The following is a 19,448-nucleotide window of genomic DNA, read 5'->3' on the forward strand; positions in this document are numbered from 1 at the left end:
ACGGGTCTCGGCCCTAGCGGCTGGCTTCGCTCTAGTCCTTGCCGTGGGCGTCGTCGTCTACGGCATCGTCGCGAACGACCTCGCGCGGAGTCTCGGAGGAGGCATCACCGCTTTCACCGCCGCCCTGCTTCTCTCCCTCGCCAAGATGCGCAGCTGGACCACCGACGCCAAGGCGGAACGCGCCCGCCTCGCGAAGGCCCTGCAAGCCGCCGACGACGAGCGGACCCGATACGTGGCCGCGCAGGGAGCGCAGATGCAGGAGGAGTCGCGGCGCATCCGCGACCTGGAAGCCGAGCGCATCGCCCTCCGCGCCCAGGCGGATGTAGAGCGGGCCCGCCTCCTCCAGGAACTGGAGGATGAACGGGCCCAAATCCAGATCGACGCGTACCTCACCGGGGTGGACCACGGCCGCCGCGGAATCCTCAACGCGTCCCCGGCTCGACCGGGCCGAGTTGTGCAGTTTCCGACGCCCGGCATCCGCGAGAGGGCTACAGGCCACCCGGCTGACCCAAGTCCCGTTCAGGAGGCGGAGTTTGACCGCGACGCAGGCCACCCATGAACCCCGGCTCACCCTCGAAAGCGAGGGTGACCCGCCCCTCCTCGATGGAGCGCACACCGCGAACAGACGCCTTGTGCAGCCGCACCGTGCAGCAGAGTCGCAAGACGGAACGCTGCTGCTGAAGGTCGTACCCGTCCCACAGGGCACCGGGATCCGTCGCCTCCAGCAGGTTGAGGAGCACCTCCGGCACGACGGCCGGGCGAGCCGCCTGCCTGGCGGCCGCGATGAGCGGGGTTAGTCGCAGCTCCGTCGCGTTCAAGGATGCGATGCTCAGTCCAGGGACTCCGTTCTCGTCGAACGTCGTCGCTGCGACCCGAGCCTCCTCCAACTGCGCTTCCAGGGCCCGCAGCCGAACGCGCGCAGCCTCGGCCTCGCGGTCGTCCGCCTTCACCTGAAACGCCCTCTTGGCCTTGTCCGAGGCGAGGTAGGTGACCAGGTGCTCCTCGGTGTACGCGACGAGCTTCCTCTCATTGATGGTGACGTGCGCACTCAGGTCGCACTTCAACGACGGGTAGCCCCGGTTCACGAACCCTCGAAGCGTCGGCTCCGAGTTCGTCCTGCGCAGATCGAAGTGCTCGCCACACAGGCCTATCCCGGACAGCAAGTGAACGGGGGTCAGGTCCGTGGCCCACGCCCGCCCTTCCACGTCAAGAAGCTGCTGCACGGCGTCGAACACCTGCGACTCCACGAGCGCCGGCCACGTGCCCTCCTTGAAGTCCTTGCCTCGGAACTTCCGACGCCCGACGTACGCCGGATTCCGGAGGATCGTCCGCAGGTGCCAGACCTGCCACAGCTTCCCCTTCTGTGTCCGGTGACCGTCGCGGTTCAAACCGGCCGCGATGCTGCGAAGGGACTGGCTGGCGGCGGCTTCCCTCCAGATGCGGCGGACCACCGGCGCCTGCACTGGGTGCTCTATCTGTCTGAGGAGGACGCCTGTATCCGGGTCGTACTCCCGCTTGTAGCCGTCCGGCACGATGCCCCACGGCTTGCCCGCCTCGGCCGTCAGTCGCGCCGTACGCAGGTTGCGGTCCCTGATCCCCTCGCCCTCGTCCTCGGCCTGGACGGCGTCTTGAGCGGTGGCCTTGCGGTCCTCTCTCTTGGAGAGGTCGAAGACCTGACCGTTGTAGCAGAGCAGGACATCGGCTTCGTGGCACGCGTCCCGGAGCCGGATGTAAGCGCCCAGGTCGCGGTAGTAGCGGCTGGCCTCGAAGGCAACGACGATCCGGCCGCGGCGACGCCTGATGTCGTCGAGGAGCCGTTCGAAGTCGTCGCGGTCCTGGCGGGCGTGACGGGTCGCGGAGATGCCCACGTCCTTGTACTCGTCGACGACGGGCCAGCCGACCTGCTCACACAGCTTGTGCCCCTCGTGGAGCTGGGCTCGGACGCTCGAGCCCTTCTGCTTCGGGTCGACGCTGGCGCGGCCGTACAGGAGGGCGGGGAAGGGTCCGGGATAGATCAGGTGCAGATACTCGGGCGCGACAGGCATGCTTCACCGTAACCAACTACCTATGCGCATTGGAATAATTGCGCCGGAGGTCTTCCTGAGCTGGGTCGCGGCCAGGACGCACACGATACGCATCGGGCACGGCGTCGTGTGCATGCCCTTCGGCTTCAACCACCCGGTGCGCGTGGCGGAACGCGCCGCCATGCTCGACCTGCTCTCCGGCGGCCGCGTGGACCTCGGCGCCGGACGCGGCGGCACCCTCCAGGAGACCTCCCTGTGCGGGGTGGACCGCGACCGCACCGAGGCCGAGGTGGAGGAGGCGCTGCGGATCATCGGCCGGGCCTGGCGGGAGGAGGAGCTGGAGTACCACGGGGAGCTGATCGACATCGACCCCCACCCGGTCCTGCCGCGCCCCGCGCAGGCCCCGCACCCGCCGCTGTTCCTGGCCTGCAGCCGCGCCGAGACCCTGGTGAAGGCCGCCGAGCTGGGTATCGGGGCCCTGGTCATGGGCTTCGCCGGACCGGAGTCCATCGCCGGGATGCGGGCCGTCTACGACGCGGCGCGCGCGGAGCGCGACGGCAGCCGCTTCGTGTCCTCCGTGGTCAACGACCACTTCTCCGTGCTCTGCCCCACCATCGTGCTCGACGACCCCGAGGAGGCCCGCCGCGTCGGGGTCCGCGGGCAGCGCTTCTTCGCCCAGTCCATCGGGCACTGGTACGGGGGCGCGGGCGTACCGGACGAGGCCGTGGTGGCCGGCGCCGACGAGGCGGCGGAGCTGCGCCGGGCCGCCGAGCAGGTGGTGGCCCGGCTGCACGAGCAGGACATCCCCGTCCGCCCGACCGCTACGGCCACCTTCAACGCCGACCACGCCTACGGGAGCGCGGACGAGGCCATCGCGTACGTGGAGCGGCTGCGGGAGGCCGGCGCGGACGAGGTGATGTGCCTGGTCCAGATGGGGACCGTGCCGCAGGAGGCCTGCATGGAGACCCTGCGCCAGTGGGGCGAGAAGGTGATCCCGCACTTTCGGGCAGGGGTGAACCCCCGCTCCGGCGATTAGGCCGAACGCTACGCCGATTACTAGGCGGAGTGGTGGATTCCACCGTGAGTAACGGGAAGACTTCCGGTGGAGTGGGGGGTATTACAGAAAAATTTCCCGAGTTTCCTCTTGAGCGGGAGAGCCTCGCATGCATACGCTGTCTTAACGCGAGGTTCTCCTGTGGAGGAAGTGACATGACGGAAACTCTTGTGCCGGGCATCGGCGGGGCCGTGATAACCGCCGGGATGCGGGTGGTGGACCACCCGGCGTGGCCCGAGCTCAAGGCCGCCGTGGAGGAGATCCGCCCCTGGCAGGCCAAGGACGGTTCGATCGACTTCGAGGCCGAGGGCGCCCCCGCCCCGCTCGACGTGGAGGCCGTCGTCGAGCGCGCCATCGAGGCGGTCGAGACCCTGTCCCCGCTCCTGCCGCACGCCGCCGAGTACCACAAGGCGCTCGTCGCCGACATGCGCAAGTGGGTCGCGGACGGCTTCCAGGTGCCGGACTTCCTCGACTCCCTGCTGGCCTTCCACCCGGCCTCGCAGCGCGAGGACGGCCTCCAGCACCTCGTGGTCTTCCCGATGTACACCCAGAACGGCAACCTCGACCGCAACTTCGAGGCCGTCGTGCTGAAGATGGTGTGGCCCGAGTGGCTCTCCGAGCTGGAGCGCACCCGCTACGACAACCCGCTCTTCCTCGGCATCACCCTCGAGGACTTCACCCCGGGCTACGACACCCACTCCGCGGTGCTCTTCCCGGAGACCATCGCCGTCCGCGAGGCGCCCGAGCGCTTCACCTGGGGCGGCATCTTCTGCGACCGCGAGGCGGCCCGCTACCGCAAGGTCACCGGCGCGGCCGTGGACATCCTGGGCATCGAGCTGCCCGAGGACATCGCCCGCATGGTCGAGGACCAGGAGCGCTGCGAGAAGGCCTTCGTCCTGTGGGACATGGTCCACGACCGCACCCACAGCCACGGCGACCTGCCGTTCGACCCCTTCATGATCAAGCAGCGCCAGCCGTTCTGGATGTACGGCCTGGAGGAGCTGCGCTGCGACCTCACCGCCTTCAAGGAGGCCGTGAAGCTCGAGTCCGAGGGCAACGAGCACGGCCGCGACGTGCAGTACGCGGTCCTCTTCGACCGGATGTTCCGCTTCCCGGTCTCCGGCGACCGCAACCGCAACTACGACGGCCTCGGCGGCCAGCTGCTCTTCGCCTACCTCCACAAGCACGACGTCGTGCGCTGGACGGACAACAAGCTGAAGATCGACTGGATGCGTGCCCCGCAGGTCACCAACCAGCTGTGCGCCGAGATCGAGGACCTGTACCGCGCGGGCATCGACCGCCCGAAGCTGGTCCACTGGTTCAAGGCCTACGAGCTGGTCTCCACCTACCTGGCCCCGCACCCGGGTTCCAAGTGGGCCAAGGGCCCCGACGCCCTCGACCTGACGCAGCCCCCGCGCAAGCTGGTGGACGACGTGCTTCCGGACGAGTTTCCGCTCAGCATGTTCTACGAGGCCCTCGCCAAGAAGCTCAAGGGTGTGATCGCCTCCACCAAGGGCATCACTCCCCAGAACGCCGACGACGCCTCGCGGACCGCCGCGTGAGCACTCGCCCTCAGGAGGCTGCACAGATGAACGGCTCCGGGAACGGCCCGCTCCAGGGCGCGGTGGTGGCGGTGGCCGGGGCCGGTGGCCCCGCCGGCCGCGCCGCCCTGCTCCGCCTGGCCGAGGCGGGCGCCACCGTGGTGGCGTCCGACGCCGACGCGGCCCGCCTCGCGGAGTCCGTCGACGCCGCCCGCTACGCCCACGGGGGCGCCACCGTCATCGGCGACACCGTCGACCTGCTCGACCTGGAGGCCACCAAGGCCTGGGCCGATCGGACCGAGAAGGAGTTCGGCCGGGTCGACGGCCTGGTGCACCTCGTCGGCGGCTGGCGCGGCAGCAAGACGTTCACCGACGTGGACCTCGCGGACTGGGACCTCCTGGAGAAGCTCCTGATCCGCACCGTCCAGCACACTTCGCTCGCCTTCCACGACGCCCTGGTGCGCAGCGACCGCGGCCGGTACGTCCTGATCAGCCAGTCCGGCGCGCACAAGCCGGTCGCCAACAACGCCGCGTACAACGCGGGCAAGGCGGCCGCCGAGGCCTGGACCCTGGCCATGGCGGACTCCTTCCGCAAGGTCGGGGGCGAGGACGGCCCGTCCGCCGCGGCTGCGATCCTGGTGATCAAGGCACTGGTGCACGACGCGATGCGCGCCGAGCGCCCCAATGCGAAGTTCGCGGGCTTCACCGACGTCAAGGAGCTGGCCGAGGCCATCGCCGGCGTGTGGGAGCGGCCCGCCTCCGATGTGAACGGACAGCGTCTGTGGCTCACTCCGCAACCGTGAGAACCGACAACGGCAAGACCGACGCCCGCCGCCACCACGACCCGGCGGTGCGCGGTTTCGCCAGCGACAACTACGCCGGGGTCCACCCGGAGGTGCTCGCGGCCGTCGCCCTCGCCAACGAAGGCCACCAGGTCTCCTACGGCGAGGACGACTACACCGAGCACCTCCAGAAGGTGTTCCGCAGCCACTTCGGCCCCTACGCCGAAGCCTTCCCGGTCTTCAACGGCACGGGCGCCAACGTCGTCGCCCTCCAGGCCATGACCGACCGGTGGGGCGCGGTGATCTGCGCCAAGAGCGCCCACATCAACGTGGACGAGGGCGGCGCGCCCGAGCGGATGGCCGGCATCAAGCTGCTGGCCGTGCCCACCCCGGACGGGAAGCTCACCCCCGAGCTGATCGACCAGGAGGCCTGGGGCTTCGAGGACGAGCACCGGGCGATGCCCCAGGTCGTCTCGATCACCCAGAACACCGAACTCGGCACGGTCTACACCCCGGACGAGATCAGGGCCATCTGCGAGCACGCCCACTCCCTGGGCATGAAGGTGCACCTCGACGGTGCCCGGATAGCCAACGCCGCGGCCTCGCTCGACGTTCCCATGCGCACCTTCACCAACGCGGTCGGGGTGGACGTGCTGTCGTACGGCGGCACCAAGAACGGCATGATGTTCGGCGAGGCCGTGGTGGTGCTCAACCCGGACGCGGTCCGGCAGATGAAGCACATCCGCAAGATGTCCATGCAGCTGGCCTCCAAGATGCGTTTCGTCTCGGTGCAGCTCGAAGCGCTCCTGGCCAAGGACCTGTGGCTGCGCAACGCCCGCCACGGCAACGCGATGGCGCAGCGGCTCGCCGCGGGCGTGCGCGAGACCGACGGGGTGGAGATCCTCTACCCGGTGCAGGCGAACGCGGTGTTCGCGCGACTGCCGCACGACGTCACGCGCCGGCTCCAGGAGCGGTACCGCTTCTACTTCTGGGACGAGGCGGCCGGCGACGTGCGCTGGATGTGCAGCTTCGACACCCGGGAGGAAGACGTCGACGGATTCCTCCAGGCGCTCAAGGAGGAGCTGGCCCGCTAGGCGCAGCCCCTTCGGTAACTGAATATGTATGCCTCCGACCGTAAATTTATTGATCTACGGTCGGAGGCATGCCTATGCTGCGGATCATGCAACTGACCCAGCAGAACCCCGACGTTCACGCATATCTGGCCTCCAGTGAGGCCATCGACCACTGGCATCCCCTGGTGCAGGAGACCGCCGACACCCTTTGGGCCTCCACCGGCGGTGCATATTCATACGCCGAGGCGGCCTTCGAGCTCGTCCGCGACACCATCCCGCACTCCGCCGACTCCGGCGACCCGCGGGTCACCTGGCGCGCCTCCGACGTCCTGGCCACCCGCAACGGCATCTGCTACGCCAAGTCGCACGCCCTCGTCGCGCTCCTGCGCGCCCAGGGCATCCCCGCGGGGCTGTGCTACCAGCTGCTGGGCGGCGACGACAGCTCGGGCCTGGTCGTCCACGGCCTCGTCGCCCTGCGGCTGCCCGGGCGGGAGGAGTGGTCCCGGGTCGACGCCCGCGGCAACAAGCCCGGGGTCGACGCCCGGTTCAACCTCGACCGCGAGCAACTGGCCTTCCCCGTACGGCCGGAACTCGGCGAGATCGACTACCCGGGCCTGTACGACGCCCCGCACCCCGCCACCCTCAAGGCCCTCCAGGAGTCCGCCGACCGGCCGGAGCTGTGGCGGAACCTCCCGACGTCCCTGTAGCCGGCACCCGCGCCACCCGCCCGCGCCCCGCCACCAGCAGGTGCAGCGCGGCGGCCGCGAGCTGCAGCACGGCGATCCCGAGCAGCAGCGTCCACGGCGGCGCGGCGGCCGCCAGCCCCACCAGGGCGGCCCCCGTGGAAGCCGCCGTCACCTTCAGCCCCGCCCCCAGGGTGAACACCTGCGCCCGCACCGCGCCCGGGGCGTGCTCCGAACGGATCCGCAGCGTGGCCGTCAGCAGCGGCCCGTCGCACACCCCCGCCGCCGCGAACGCGGCCGCCGCCGGTGCGACCGAGGGCGCGAACGCCGCCGCCGCGAGCGCGACCCCCGTCCCCGCCATCGCCCAGCGGGCCAGCCGGCCCGGCGCCACCGAGGTCATCCGGCCCAGCGTCAGGGACCCCGTCAGCGCGCCGAGCGCGAAGGCCGTCATCAGCACCCCGCCCGCGCCCGGGCTGCCGAGCCCCCGCGCGAGGAGCACCGAGGTGGTGGTCAGCGCCCCGACGCCGACGAAGGCCAGGGTCGTCGCCGAGGTGATCGCCCGCAGGTCCCGGACCCGCCACAGCGCGGCCAGCCCCGCCCCCAACCCGGCCCGGGGCCCCCGCGGCGGGGAATCGGCGCCCGGGGGTGGGCCCGGGTACGGCAGGGAGGCGGCCAGGGCGGCCGCCAGCGCCGCCGACAGGGCCAGCACCCCCATCGCGGGCCCCGCCGAGACCGCCGCCCCCGCCAGGCTGACCACGGCGGGGGCCGTCACCGCGGCCGCGTTGTACGTCGAGGCGTCCCAGCCGTACGCCCGGTCCCGTCGCGTCCCCTCCGGCACCAGCCCCGCGACCAGGCTCGACAGCCCGCCCGTCACCACCGGCCCGCACGAGCCGCCCAGCACCGCCACCGCCAGCACCACCGCCACCGGGGCCCGCCCCAGCAGCGCCGCCAGCGCGGCCACCGCGAGCGTGAACCCCGCCAGCGCGCCCGCGTAGAACAGGCGGGGCCTGCGCGCCCGCGCCGCGGCGGCGCCCGCCAGCGGCGCGGCCAATACGTGCGGGGCCATCCAGGCCGTCAGCACGAACGCCCCGTGCGCGGCGCTGCCCGTCCGCTCCAGGGCCAGCAGCACCACCGCCATGCCCATGCCCTCGGAGGCGAACCGCCCCGCCAGCGCCGCCGCCAGGTACCGCCCGAACCCGCCCATCGGCGGACCCCCTCCCGCGTTCGGTAACGTGTTGTGCGAGCAAGACGTTACGTCAGACGGGTGTAGGGGGAAAGGAGTCCGGGATGACAGATCCGCCCGCGGCGGGGTTCTCGGCGGCCGGCCGCCTGATCGAGCTGGCCGAGGCGGTCCGCGCGGACCCCGCCCTGCCCCGCGACGAGCTCGCCGCCATGCTCGCCCGGCACGGGGAGCACCCGGCCGATCTGGCCCCGGAGGCCTTCGGGGAGCCGGAGGCGGCCGAACTGCGCGCCGCGGCCCGCCGGATGGCACGCGTCCTCGCCGAGACCGACGAGGACCGCGCGGCCGAAGCCCTCAACGGACTGCTGGAGGAGTGCGGCACCCGGCCCCGGCTGACCCGGCACGACGGCCACCCCTGGCACCTGCACGTGGACCGGGGCGACGGCGCCCGCTGGGGGGACTGGTTCCTCGCCTCCGGCGCCCTCGCCCTCGCCCAGCTGCTCACGGAACACGGGCGCATCGCCTGGGGCGCTTGCGCGGCGCCGGGCTGCGGGCGCCTCTTCCTCGGCACCGGCCCGGGCAGCGCCCGCCGCTACTGCACGCCCACCTGCGCCACCCGCGCCCGGGTCGCCGCCCACCGGCGGCGCAAGCGCGAGGCGGCGGCGCCGGAGCGGGGGACCGGGGCCGGGATCAGCCCGCTTCCTTGACCTGCGCGGCCGTCGGCGCGGTCCCGCCGAGGTGGGCCGGCAGCCACCAGGAGTCCTCGGTGCCCTGCGGCTTGGCCGGGTAGGCGGCCTGCGCCGCCTCCAGCAGCTCCTGCACCCGCTCGCGCAGCCGGCGGGTGATGGCCCCCGCGTACTGGTCCTTGGGGGCGTCGATCGGCTCGCCCACCCGCATGGTGACCGGGATGTGGCTGCGCTTGAGGTTCTTCGGCCGACCCTTGGTCCACAGCCGCTGGGTGCCCCACAGCGCCACCGGGATCAGCGGCACCCCGGCCTCCTGCGCCATGCGCGCGGCACCCGACTTGAAGCTCTTGAGGGTGAAGGACTGGGAGATCGTCGCCTCGGGGAAGACCCCGATGATCTCGCCCGAGCGCAGCGAGTCCAGCGCGTGCTGGTAGGCGGACTCGCCCTGCTGGCGGTCCACCGGGATGTGCTTCATCGCGCGCATCAGCGGACCCGACACCTTGTGCCGGAAGACCGACTCCTTGGCCATGAAGCGCACCAGGCGCTTCTGCGGCCGCGCCGTCAGGCCGGCGAAGATGAAGTCGAGGTAGCCGATGTGGTTCGACACCAGGACCGCCCCGCCCTTGCGCGGGATGTTCTCGGTGCCCTTCATGTCGATGCGGATGTCGAGCGCGCGGAACAGGGTGTGCGCGGCGCCGATCACCGGGGGGTAGACGAGCTCAGCCATGGGGAGACCCCGCTTTCTGCCTGGGGAGGTGCTCCCGGCCGGAAGTTACGGAAGCGTAGGTACGCGACCATGGGGATCGTGCCCGAAACGCGGCGCGCTGGCCAGTCCGGACGGCCGCGCACGGGGAGATCCTCGTCACGCCGGGAATGCGCGGCGTGACGGCGGCGCTCGGACAGGGAGAGCCTCCCGGCCGCGGCCGGGGCGGTGCGTACATGGGGACAGGGTAGACAGGAGCGGCCGTGCCCGAGCACGAGGAGGCCGCCGCGACGGCGGCGGGACAGGGGCGCCTCGGCGCCGCCGAACTGGGCCGGGAGCCGGGGGAGCGGGCCAGCCTGGTGCAGTTCTCCAGCGCCTTCTGCCAGCCCTGCCGGGCCACCCGCAGGATCCTCGCCGAGGTCGCCGCGATGGTGGACGGGGTCGAGCACATCGAGATCGACGCCGAGCGCAACCTCGCGCTCGTACGCGCCCTGCGCGTGGAGAAGACCCCGACCGTGTTCGTCCTGGACGGCGCGGGCCGGATCGTCCGGCGGGCCGCGGGGATGCCGCGCAAGGCCGATGTGATCGCCGCCCTGGGTGCCGCGGTGTGACGCCCGCGCCGGTGCGCGCGCCCGCACGCAGCGTGACGCGCCTGACATCTGACCGCTGCGGCTTGACTGTGTACACGGGAGATCGCCAGGCTGGCGGCATGCGGTACGAACTCCTGCTCCACGGGCGGGTCCATGTGGACCTCGGCCGATGCGCGAGTGCGCGCTGTTGGGATCACTGAACGCCCCCGACCGACCCCGATCCCCGAACGCCCTCCCGCGACCCCGCGGCAGAAGGAAGGCCCCCCATGACGGCCCCGACGGCCCCGCCCGCGTCCCTCACCGCCGCCCCCTTCGGCGACCCCGGCCGCGCCCCCCTGCCCGGCTCGCCCGAACTGCTGCGCTCCGTCTTCCGCCGACACGCCGCCGGGGTCGCCGTGATCACGGCGCAGACCGGGGGCCGCCCCGCCGGCTTCACCGCGACCTCGCTCAACTCCGTCTCCGCCGATCCGCCGATGCTCTCGTTCACCATCGGCACCGGGGCCTCCAGCTGGCCCGCGGTACGGGACAGCGACCACCTCGGCGTCCACATACTCGGGGAGCACCAGCGCGACCTCGCCGGACTGTTCGCGCGCAGCGGGGCCGACCGCTTCGGGCCCGGCACCGACTGGGCTCCGGGTCCGCACGGGGTGCCGCTGCTCGACGGGGTGCTGGCGTGGCTGGTGTGCCGGGTGGTGGCGAGGGTGCCCGCCGGGGAGCACCGCGTGATCATCGCGGAGGCCGTGGCGGGGGACCCCGCCGGCGAGGGCCGGCCCCTGCTCTACCACCAGGGTCGCTTCAACGCGTTGCGCGACTGAATCGTCCCTGCTGGGACCGGTTCGGGCGGCGTTGGCCAGATCACAGTTCGGCGGCCTTGCAACCGGGGAAGACCCACTGTGTACTGACGAGTAACATTCCTTTCGGAGCGGGGCCCGCCCCGACCGGGATCCGCGCCGGAAGGCGCCTATGCTGCCTCCACAAGGCGGTATCAGTAGCGGTATCAGTAAAAGACGATGCGGTAGGAGAGCCGGCGTGAGCCTGAGGATCGTTGTCTGTGTGAAGTACGTGCCCGACGCCACCGGCGACCGGCACTTCGCCGATGACCTGACGGTCGACCGCGACGACGTCGACGGTCTGCTGTCGGAGCTCGACGAGTACGCCGTCGAGCAGGCGCTCCAGATCGCCGACGAGGCCGACGACGCCGAGATCACCGTCCTGACGGTGGGCCCGGAGGACGCCAAGGACGCGCTGCGCAAGGCGCTGTCGATGGGCGCCGACAAGGCCATCCACGTCGAGGACGACGACCTGCACGGCACCGACGTCATCGGCACCTCCCTGGTGCTGGCGAAGGCCGTCGAGAAGGCCGGCTACGACCTGGTCATCACCGGCATGGCCTCGACCGACGGCACCATGGGCGTCCTCCCGGCGATCCTGGCCGAGCGCCTGGGCGTCCCGCAGGTCACCCTGCTCTCCGAGGTCAAGGTCGAGGACGGCAAGGTCACCGGCCGCCGCGACGGCGACTCCGCGAGCGAGCAGCTGGAGGCCTCCCTCCCGGCGCTCGTCTCCGTGACGGACCAGTCGGGCGAGGCCCGCTACCCGTCCTTCAAGGGCATCATGGCGGCCAAGAAGAAGCCGGTGGAGTCCTGGGACCTGTCCGACCTGGACCTGGACGCCGAAGAGGTGGGCCTCGAGGGTGCCTACACCGTGGTCGAGTCCGCGGCGCAGCGCCCGGCCCGCACCGCCGGCACCGTCGTCAAGGACGAGGGCGAGGGCGGCAAGCAGCTGGCCGAGTTCCTGGCCGGCCAGAAGTTCATCTAGGGGCTCCGGCCTCACCAGTAGCCCCCAGACACCTCGTAAAGCAGGAGAGCAGTCCCATGGCTGAAGTTCTCGTCTACGTCGACCACGTGGACGGTGCCGTCCGCAAGCCCACCCTCGAGCTGCTGACGCTGGCCCGCCGCGTCGGCGAGCCCGTCGCCGTCGCCCTGGGCGCCGGTGCCGAGGCCACCGCCGCCGTCCTCGCCGAGCACGGTGCCGTCAAGGTCCTGACCGCCGACGCCCCCGAGTTCGCCGACTACCTGGTCGTCCCCAAGGTCGACGCCCTGCAGGCCGCGTACGACGCCGTTTCGCCGGTCGCCGTGCTCGTCCCCTCCTCCGCCGAGGGCAAGGAGATCGCCGCGCGCCTCGCCGTGCGCATCGGCTCCGGCATCATCACCGACGCCATCGACCTGGAGGCCGGTGACGAGGGTCCGGTCGCGACCCAGGCCGCCTTCGCCGCGTCGTTCACCACCAAGTCCCGCGTGTCCAAGGGCACCCCGGTCATCACCGTGAAGCCGAACTCGGCCGCGGTCGAGGCCGCCCCGGCCGCCGGCGCCGTCGAGGCGCTCGCCGTCACCTTCGGCGCCCTGGCCACCGGTACCAAGGTCGTCTCCCGCACCCCGCGCGAGTCCACGGGCCGCCCGGAGCTGACCGAGGCCGCGATCGTCGTCTCCGGCGGCCGCGGCGTCAACGGCGCGGAGAACTTCCACCTCATCGAGGACCTCGCGGACTCCCTCGGTGCGGCGGTGGGCGCCTCCCGTGCCGCCGTCGACGCCGGCTGGTACCCGCACACCAACCAGGTCGGCCAGACCGGCAAGTCGGTCTCCCCGCAGCTGTACATCGCCGCCGGCATCTCCGGCGCGATCCAGCACCGGGCCGGCATGCAGACCTCGAAGACCATCGTGGCCGTCAACAAGGACGCCGAGGCCCCGATCTTCGACCTGGTCGACTACGGCGTGGTCGGCGACCTCTTCGAGGTCGTCCCCCAGCTGACGGGCGAGATCAAGGCGCGCCAGGGCTAAATCCCTGACCTGGCGTTTCCGCTGCCTCCGGGGCCGTGTGGTGATTGTCACCGCACGGCCCCGAGTCGTTCGTCCCAGGCGGTGGAGGGACCATTGACTGAGCGGAACCCCGTGACTAAATTCTGCTATGCGGAGCCAGGCTTCCGTGAAGCGGAAAAGAGGAGAGTGCACGATGGGTCAGCAGGAGAAGGTGGCGACGAGCCTCGCCGGCGCGGTCAGCGAGGGCATCAGCGCCTCCCTCGCGCCGGTGGACGCGGAACTCGCGCGCCACTACCCGGGCGACCCCGGCACCCGCCAGCCGATCCACACGGTCTACGTACCCGGTGACGTCTTCGCCGCCGACACCATCCGCTCCTGGGGCGACCAGGCCCTCGCGGCCCTGGACGAGCACGCCCCGGACGCGGCCACCTTCGCGAAGGTGCTCGGCATCTCCGACGAACTGGCCGTCCCGGTCTACGACCGGGTCCGCGCCAAGCTCGCCTCGGAGCCCATCGAGGACCTCCGCGTGGACTTCGAGGACGGCTTCGGCGTCCGCTCCGACGAGGAGGAGGACCAGGCCGCGGCCCGTGCCGCCCGCCTCGTCTCGGAGGCCTTCGCCAACGGCACCAACGCCCCGTACATGGGCATCCGCATGAAGTGCATGGAGTCCAACGTCCGCGACCGCGGCATCCGCACCACGGACGTCTTCCTCTCCGGCCTCCTGGAGCACGGCGGCCTCCCCGAGGGCCTCGTCCTGACCCTCCCCAAGGTCACCTACGCCGAGCAGGTCAGCGCCTTCGTCAAGCTGCTGGAGGCCTTCGAGACCAGCCGCGGCCTGCGCCCGGGCCGGATCGGCTTCGAGATCCAGATCGAGACCAGCCAGTCCATCCTGGCCTCCGACGGCACCGCCACCGTGGCCCGGATGATCGAGGCCGCCAAGGGCCGCGCCACCGGCCTGCACTACGGCACCTTCGACTACAGCGCCTGCGTCGGCGTCTCCGCCGCCTACCAGGCCAGCGACCACCCCGCCGCCGACCACGCGAAGGCGATCATGCAGGTGGCGGCCGCCGGCACCGGCGTACGCGTCTCGGACGGCTCGACCAACGTCAAGCCGGTCGGCACCACCGAGCAGGTCCACGAGGCCTGGCGGCTCCACTACGGCCTGACCCGCCGCGCCCTGGCCCGCGCCTACTACCAGGGCTGGGACATGCACCCGGCGCACCTGCCGACCCGCTACGCGGCCGTCTTCACCTTCTACCGCGAGGGCCTGGAAGCCGCCGCCGCGCGCCTGAAGGCGTACGTGGCGAAGATCGAGGGCGACGTGATGGACGAGCCGGCCACCGCCAAGGCCCTGGCCGGCTACCTGGTCCGCGGCCTGGACTGCGGCGCGGTGGGCACGGACGAGGTCACCGCCCTGACCGGCCTGACCCGCGCCGAACTCGACGCCTTCGCCATCCCGCGCCGCTCGGCCACCCTCACGGCCACGGCCTGACCCCGCGCCGCCCGCCAGGCCCGTTCCCGGAAACCCGGGGGCGGGCCCGCGCACGGTGCGGTCGCGGCTCGCGGTCGCGGGCAGCGTGCCGTCCGGGGAGAAGGCCACGGTGTTCACCGCGTTGTCGTGGCCGGACAGGGGCGGCACGACCGGACGTCCGGTGGCCGCGTCCCACGACCAGGCGGGTGTGGCCGACCAGGCGGTGTGTGATCGAGAACTCCGTCCCACACTCCCCACCGCCTTCCTCCAGCGGTGCCTCCACGGGAGCCGGCGGCGGCGCCGGGTGGGTGTGCCCGGGCTGCGGGGGCTCATCCGGTGAGCGGGGGGAGTTCGCCCGAGCCGCGGGGGACCAGGCGGGTGGGGAGGACGGTGCGGGTCGGCGGGAGGGCGGTGCCCGACAGGCGTTGGAAGAGGCGGTCCGTGGCCACCCGGCCCAGGGCCGCCGGGTCCTGGGCGATCACCGTGACGCCGGGGCGCAGCAGGTCGGCCAGTTCGAAGTCGTCGAAGCCGACCAGGGCCACGGGCCGGGGCAGCGCCGCGAGGACCCGTACGACGGTGACGGTGACCCGGTTGTTGCCCGCGAAGACGGCGGTGACCGGCTCCGGGCCCGCCAGCATCGCCCGGGCCGCGGCCGTCACGCGTTCGGGGGCGGTGGAGCCGAGGGAGACCCAGGAACCGGACACCGGCAGGCCAGCCCGCGCCATCGCCTCACGGTAGCCGCGCAGCCGTTCGGTGGCGGTGTGGATGCGGGGGTGGTCCCCGATGAAGCCGATCCGGCGGTGTCCGGCGGCGATCAGGTGGGCCACCCCGTCCCGGGCGCCGCCGAAGCTGTCCGACATCACCACGTCCGCCTCGATCCCGCCCGCCGGGCGGTCCACGAACACCGTGGCCACTCCGGCCCGGATCTCCGGCTCCAGGTAGCGGTGGTCGTCGCCGGCCGGGATCACGATCAGGCCGTCCACCCGGCGGGCGCACAGCGCGAGCGCCAACTCCCGCTCCCGGTCCGGGTCCTCGGCGCTGGAGCCGTTGATCAGCAGGGCGCCGTGGGTGCGCGCCACCTCCTCGACGGCCCGGCTGAGGGGACCGTAGAAGGGGTCGGCGAGGTCCTCCAGGACCAGGCCGACGGTGGCGGTGCGGCCCTTGCGCAGGACGCGGGCGCTGTCGTTGCGCCGGAAGCCGAGGGCCTCGATGGCGTCCTGGACCCGCTGTTCGGTGTCCGGGGTGACCCCCGGCTCGCCGTTGACGACCCGGGACACCGTCTTCAGGCCGACGCCCGCCCGGGCCGCCACGTCCTTCATGGTCGGCCGGGTGCCGTAACGGGGCTCGGACGGGGGGCGGTTCTGCGGCACGACGGGACAACCTCCGGGGGCGGGGCGGCGGGGCGCTGTGACCCCGAGGATATGCACTCGGCCGGAGAGCGGGTTTCCGTGGCAGGGTGGGGCGGGCAAGCCACTGGGGGCTTCGGAGGCGAGGCAAAGGGGAGAGGGGTAGACGTGATTGTCTGGATCAACGGCGCTATCGGTGCCGGGAAGACCAGTACGGCCCGTGAACTGGCCGGACTGCTGCCGGACAGCACCCTGTACGACCCGGAGCTCATCGGGGAGGCGCTGCGGCGCCTCCTGCCGGACAAACGCCTCGCCGAGGTCGACGACCACCAGGACCTGCCGAGCTGGCGACGGCTCGTCGTCGACGCGGCCGCGGCGGTGCTGGCGGAGGTGGGCGGGGTGCTGCTCGTACCGATGACGCTGCTGCGCCAGGAGTACCGGGACGAGATCTTCGGCGCGCTCGCCGCCCGCCGGATACCCGTACGGCACGTGCTCCTGGCCCCGGCTGAAACGATCCTGCGCGAGCGGATCGCAGAGGGCGGCGGGGAGGAGCGGGACCGGCGGCGGGCCTACGACCGGATTCCCGCGTACCGGCAGGCGCTGGGGTGGCTCACGGCCGACGCGCACGTCATCGACAACGGCCCCCTGACCCCGCGGGAGACGGCGCGGCGGATCGCCGAGGCCGTCACGACGGACACGGCGGCGGTCTGCGACATCGTGCAGACCCCGGAGCCGACGCGCGAGACGGTGGCGGCGGGGGTGCTGCTCTTCGACGACCGGGACCGGGTGCTCCTGGTGGATCCGACGTACAAGCCGGGCTGGGAGTTCCCCGGCGGGGTCGTCGAGCCGGGCGAGGCGCCGGGCCGGGCGGGGGTACGCGAGGTCGCGGAGGAGCTGGCCCTGACGCTGGACCGGGTGCCGGAGCTGCTGGTGGTCGACTGGGAGGCCCCCCGGTCCCCGGCGTACGGGGGGCTGCGGCTGCTGTTCGACGGGGGCCGGCTGTCGGAGGCGGAGGCCGCGCGGCTGCGGTTGCCGGGGCCGGAGCTGAGGGCCTGGCGGTTCGTCACGGAGGCGGAGGCCGCGGAGCTGCTGCCGGCACAGCGCCACGAGCGGCTGCGGTGGGCCCTGCGGGCGCGCGAGCGGGGGCGGCCGCTGTACCTGGAGGCGGGCCGACCCACGCCGTAGCCCCGCCGGGCAGGTGCGGAGTGCCGCTGCGCGGGGCGGGCCCCCCGCCCCGCGCAGCGTGAACGGGGGTCAGGCGGTCTGGGCCGCCGCTTCCTTCAGCGTCCGCGCCGTGTCCACCGTGCGCGGGTCGCCGTGGCCGAAGCAGGCCACCGTCGGGGTCAGGTCGGCCAGGCGGTGGAAGGAGGCGATGGCTTCGGCGCGGTCGGTGTTGAAGACGCCCAGCATCACCTCGCCCACCCCCGCCACGCAGTCCCCGGTGAACAGCACCCCGTGCTCCGGCAGGTGGACGCCGATGCTGCCCGGGGTGTGCCCGGGGGAGTGGACCACCACCGCGCCGCCGCCGAAGGGCAGCACCTCGCCGTCCTCCAGCTCCCGGTCGACCGGCGTCGGCGGGGCCGGCGGGACGGTCAGGCCGTGCTCGTAGAGCGGGACCTCCCACTCCAGCAGCACCGGCTCCGGCACCGGCCGCTCGCCCCGCACCACCGGTGCGTCCAGCCGGTGCGCCAGCACCTCCGCGCCCCGGCGGGCGGCGAGTTCGCCGGCGGAGCCGACGTGGTCGCGGTGGCAGTGGGTCAGGACGATCCGCTCCAGGTGCTCCGGCGCGAGCCCGAGCGAACGTATCGCCCCCTCGATCGCGTCGGCGGCCCCGGCCGGGCCGGAGTCGACCAGGGTCAGGGCCTCCCCGCCCCGGTCCTGCCAGAGATAGGCCTGACCGATGGGGAAACGCAGCATGTGCAGCCGATTCGGGAGTACTTCGACAAGATCCATACGGCGAACGTAGGCGGGCGGACCCGGTCCGCGCACGGGAGTTCACCAGGAGCGCAGTACGCCCAGGGCGCACTGCGCCCTGGGCGTAACGGTCCTGCGCGCAGGGGGTCAGCCCCGCTTGGACTCCGCGTAGTTCACGAGGAACAGCGCCTCGGCCACCGACAGCCGCTCCAGCTCCTCCGGGGAGACGCTCTCGTTCACCGCGTGGATCTGCGCCTCCGGCTCGCTCAGGCCGATCAGCAGCATCTCCGCCGCCGGGTAGAGGGAGGTGAGGGTGTTGCACAGCGGGATCGATCCGCCCATGCCGCTGATCTGCATCTCCTGGCCGTCGTAGGCCTCGCGCAGGGCGGCGGCCATCGACGCGTACGCCGGGCTGGTGGTGTCCGCCTGGAACGGCTGCCCCTGGCCCACGACCTCCAGCTCCAGCTTCGCCTTCCACGGGGTGTGCGCGACCAGGTGCGCCTCGAGCAGCTTGATGGCCTCGGCGGTGTCCACGCCCGGCGGCACGCGCAGGCTGATCAGCGCGCCGGCGCTCGCGTGGACCGAGGGGGTCGCGCCGATGACCGGCGGGCAGTCGATGCCGAGCACGGTCACCGCCGGACGGGCCCACAGCCGGTCCGCGATGGTGCCCTCACCGATCAGCTCGACCCCGTCCAGCACCTTCGCGTCGGCGCGGAAGTCCGCCTCGGGGTACTGCAGGCCCTCCCACACCGCGTCGGAGGCCAGGCCGTCCACCGTCGTGGAGCCGTCCTCGGAGCGCAGCGAGTCCAGCAGCCGGATCAGGGCGGCCAGGGCGTCGGGGGCGACGCCGCCGAACATCCCGGAGTGCAGGTTCCCGCCCAGGGTGTCGATCTTGACCTTGATCAGGGTCATGCCGCGCAGGGTGGCCGTCACCGTCGGCAGGCCCAGACGGAAGTTGCCCGCGTCGCCGATCACGATCGTGTCGGCGGCCAGCAGCTCGGGGTGGGCCTCGGCGTACTGCTGGAGACCGCCGGTGCCCTGCTCCTCGGAGCCCTCCACGATCACCTTCACGGAGACCGGCACGCCGCCGTTGGCCTTCAGGGCCCGCAGGGCCAGCAGGTGCATGATGAACCCGCCCTTGCAGTCGGCCGCGCCGCGCCCGTACCAGCGGCCGTCGCGCTCGGTCAGCTCGAAGGCCGGGGAGATCCAGGCGGCGTCGTCCAGTGGCGGCTGCACGTCGTAATGCGCGTACAGCAGGACGGTCGGGGCGCCCTCGGGGCCGGGCAGGAAGCCGTACACCGACTGGGTGCCGTCGGGGGTGTCGAGCAGGGCCACGTCCTGGAAGCCCTCGGCGCGCAGGGCGTCGGCCACCCAGTTGGCGGCGCCCTCGCTCTCGCTCTTGGGGAACTGCGCCCAGTCCGCGACCGACTGGAACGCCACCAGCTCGGTCAGCTCCGCCTTGGCGCGGGGCATCAGCGAGGCGACGGTCTCGGCGATCGGATTCTGCGACATGGGCACGCTCCTCGTGGGTGCGACGTTGTGCGGTGTGTACGCCGTGGTGCGGCGGGGTCCGCTCGATCCTCGCACA

General features: G+C 72.5%; 19 protein-coding genes. 13 read left to right on the forward strand and 6 right to left on the reverse strand.

What is annotated here, in order from left to right:
* Positions 1 to 43 precede the first annotated feature (43 nt).
* A complete protein-coding gene (locus ACFY0O_RS26910; RefSeq protein ID WP_388951090.1) occupies positions 44 to 559 on the forward strand; it encodes a hypothetical protein in 516 nt (171 codons plus the stop codon).
* Here the strand turns inward: ACFY0O_RS26910 and ACFY0O_RS26915 are convergent.
* Complete coding sequence (locus ACFY0O_RS26915) at positions 489 to 2,045, reverse strand: recombinase family protein (protein ID WP_388951092.1); 1,557 nt, start codon at positions 2,043 to 2,045, stop codon at positions 489 to 491. The genes ACFY0O_RS26910 and ACFY0O_RS26915 overlap by 71 nt on opposite strands.
* Between ACFY0O_RS26915 and ACFY0O_RS26920 the strand changes: the two genes are divergently transcribed.
* From ACFY0O_RS26920 to ACFY0O_RS26940, 5 genes are all read left to right on the forward strand, one after another.
* Positions 2,044 to 3,060, forward strand: coding sequence for an LLM class flavin-dependent oxidoreductase (locus tag ACFY0O_RS26920; protein WP_388951095.1), 1,017 nt, complete (start codon positions 2,044 to 2,046; stop codon positions 3,058 to 3,060). The genes ACFY0O_RS26915 and ACFY0O_RS26920 overlap by 2 nt on opposite strands.
* A gap of 173 nt (positions 3,061 to 3,233) precedes the next feature.
* The gene (locus ACFY0O_RS26925) at positions 3,234 to 4,640 is read left to right on the forward strand and encodes a DUF6421 family protein (RefSeq protein WP_388951098.1); all 1,407 of its coding nucleotides are present in this window, start codon (positions 3,234 to 3,236) and stop codon (positions 4,638 to 4,640) included.
* A 26-nt stretch (positions 4,641 to 4,666) separates the two neighbouring features.
* Complete coding sequence (locus tag ACFY0O_RS26930; RefSeq protein WP_388951100.1) at positions 4,667 to 5,422, forward strand: SDR family NAD(P)-dependent oxidoreductase; 756 nt, start codon at positions 4,667 to 4,669, stop codon at positions 5,420 to 5,422.
* Positions 5,401 to 6,495: a threonine aldolase family protein gene (locus tag ACFY0O_RS26935; protein ID WP_388951103.1), complete on the forward strand. Its 1,095-nt coding sequence runs from the start codon at positions 5,401 to 5,403 to the stop codon at positions 6,493 to 6,495. The genes ACFY0O_RS26930 and ACFY0O_RS26935 overlap by 22 nt, the downstream gene beginning before the upstream one ends.
* Positions 6,496 to 6,581: 86 nt before the next feature.
* Positions 6,582 to 7,181 (forward strand): transglutaminase family protein, encoded by a 600-nt coding sequence (locus tag ACFY0O_RS26940; protein WP_388951106.1) that lies wholly within the window; start codon positions 6,582 to 6,584, stop codon positions 7,179 to 7,181.
* Here the strand turns inward: ACFY0O_RS26940 and ACFY0O_RS26945 are convergent.
* The gene (locus ACFY0O_RS26945; protein WP_388951108.1) at positions 7,117 to 8,361 is read right to left on the reverse strand and encodes an MFS transporter; all 1,245 of its coding nucleotides are present in this window, start codon (positions 8,359 to 8,361) and stop codon (positions 7,117 to 7,119) included. The two genes, ACFY0O_RS26940 and ACFY0O_RS26945, sit on opposite strands and share 65 nt — an antisense overlap.
* Before the next feature lie 83 nt (positions 8,362 to 8,444).
* Here ACFY0O_RS26945 and ACFY0O_RS26950 point away from each other — a divergent pair, with 83 nt between their 5' ends.
* Entirely contained in the window at positions 8,445 to 9,044 is a 600-nt protein-coding gene (locus ACFY0O_RS26950) for a CGNR zinc finger domain-containing protein (protein WP_388951110.1), read from the forward strand.
* On the opposite strand, the gene ACFY0O_RS26955 is transcribed toward ACFY0O_RS26950, so the two are convergent.
* Entirely contained in the window at positions 9,028 to 9,750 is a 723-nt protein-coding gene (locus ACFY0O_RS26955; protein WP_388951112.1) for a lysophospholipid acyltransferase family protein, read from the reverse strand. The genes ACFY0O_RS26950 and ACFY0O_RS26955 overlap by 17 nt on opposite strands.
* A 239-nt stretch (positions 9,751 to 9,989) precedes the next feature.
* Between ACFY0O_RS26955 and ACFY0O_RS26960 the strand changes: the two genes are divergently transcribed.
* The 5 genes from ACFY0O_RS26960 (at position 9,990) to ACFY0O_RS26980 (ending at position 14,621) form a co-directional block, all read left to right on the forward strand.
* Positions 9,990 to 10,337 carry a thioredoxin family protein gene (locus ACFY0O_RS26960; protein ID WP_358894675.1) on the forward strand — a complete coding sequence of 116 codons (348 nt, stop codon included), beginning with the start codon at positions 9,990 to 9,992 and terminating at the stop codon, positions 10,335 to 10,337.
* Between the two features lie 245 nt (positions 10,338 to 10,582).
* A complete protein-coding gene (locus ACFY0O_RS26965; protein WP_388951116.1) occupies positions 10,583 to 11,131 on the forward strand; it encodes a flavin reductase family protein in 549 nt (182 codons plus the stop codon).
* 214 nt (positions 11,132 to 11,345) lie between these two features.
* A complete protein-coding gene (locus ACFY0O_RS26970; protein ID WP_045950473.1) occupies positions 11,346 to 12,131 on the forward strand; it encodes an electron transfer flavoprotein subunit beta/FixA family protein in 786 nt (261 codons plus the stop codon).
* A 56-nt stretch (positions 12,132 to 12,187) separates the two neighbouring features.
* Complete coding sequence (locus tag ACFY0O_RS26975) at positions 12,188 to 13,150, forward strand: electron transfer flavoprotein subunit alpha/FixB family protein (RefSeq protein WP_388951120.1); 963 nt, start codon at positions 12,188 to 12,190, stop codon at positions 13,148 to 13,150.
* Between the two features lie 172 nt (positions 13,151 to 13,322).
* A complete protein-coding gene (locus ACFY0O_RS26980) occupies positions 13,323 to 14,621 on the forward strand; it encodes a DUF6986 family protein (RefSeq protein ID WP_388951122.1) in 1,299 nt (432 codons plus the stop codon).
* Between the two features lie 308 nt (positions 14,622 to 14,929).
* Here the strand turns inward: ACFY0O_RS26980 and ACFY0O_RS26985 are convergent, their stop codons facing one another.
* Positions 14,930 to 15,919 carry a LacI family DNA-binding transcriptional regulator gene (locus ACFY0O_RS26985; RefSeq protein WP_388951264.1) on the reverse strand — a complete coding sequence of 330 codons (990 nt, stop codon included), beginning with the start codon at positions 15,917 to 15,919 and terminating at the stop codon, positions 14,930 to 14,932.
* Between the two features lie 195 nt (positions 15,920 to 16,114).
* Here ACFY0O_RS26985 and ACFY0O_RS26990 point away from each other — a divergent pair, with 195 nt between their 5' ends.
* Positions 16,115 to 17,131: an NUDIX domain-containing protein gene (locus tag ACFY0O_RS26990; RefSeq protein ID WP_388951124.1), complete on the forward strand. Its 1,017-nt coding sequence runs from the start codon at positions 16,115 to 16,117 to the stop codon at positions 17,129 to 17,131.
* Positions 17,132 to 17,200: 69 nt separating this feature from the next.
* On the opposite strand, the gene ACFY0O_RS26995 is transcribed toward ACFY0O_RS26990, so the two are convergent.
* Both ACFY0O_RS26995 and ACFY0O_RS27000 read right to left on the reverse strand, forming a co-directional pair.
* Positions 17,201 to 17,899, reverse strand: a complete 699-nt coding sequence (locus ACFY0O_RS26995) for an MBL fold metallo-hydrolase (RefSeq protein WP_388951127.1) — start codon at positions 17,897 to 17,899, stop codon at positions 17,201 to 17,203.
* Positions 17,900 to 18,007: 108 nt separating this feature from the next.
* On the reverse strand, positions 18,008 to 19,372 hold the full coding sequence (locus tag ACFY0O_RS27000) for a dipeptidase (RefSeq protein WP_388951130.1): 1,365 nt from the start codon (positions 19,370 to 19,372) through the stop codon (positions 18,008 to 18,010).
* Positions 19,373 to 19,448: the final 76 nt, after the last annotated feature.

It is taken from the genome of Streptomyces sp. NPDC001594 (genome assembly GCF_042893675.1).
GTDB lineage: Bacteria > Actinomycetota > Actinomycetes > Streptomycetales > Streptomycetaceae > Streptomyces.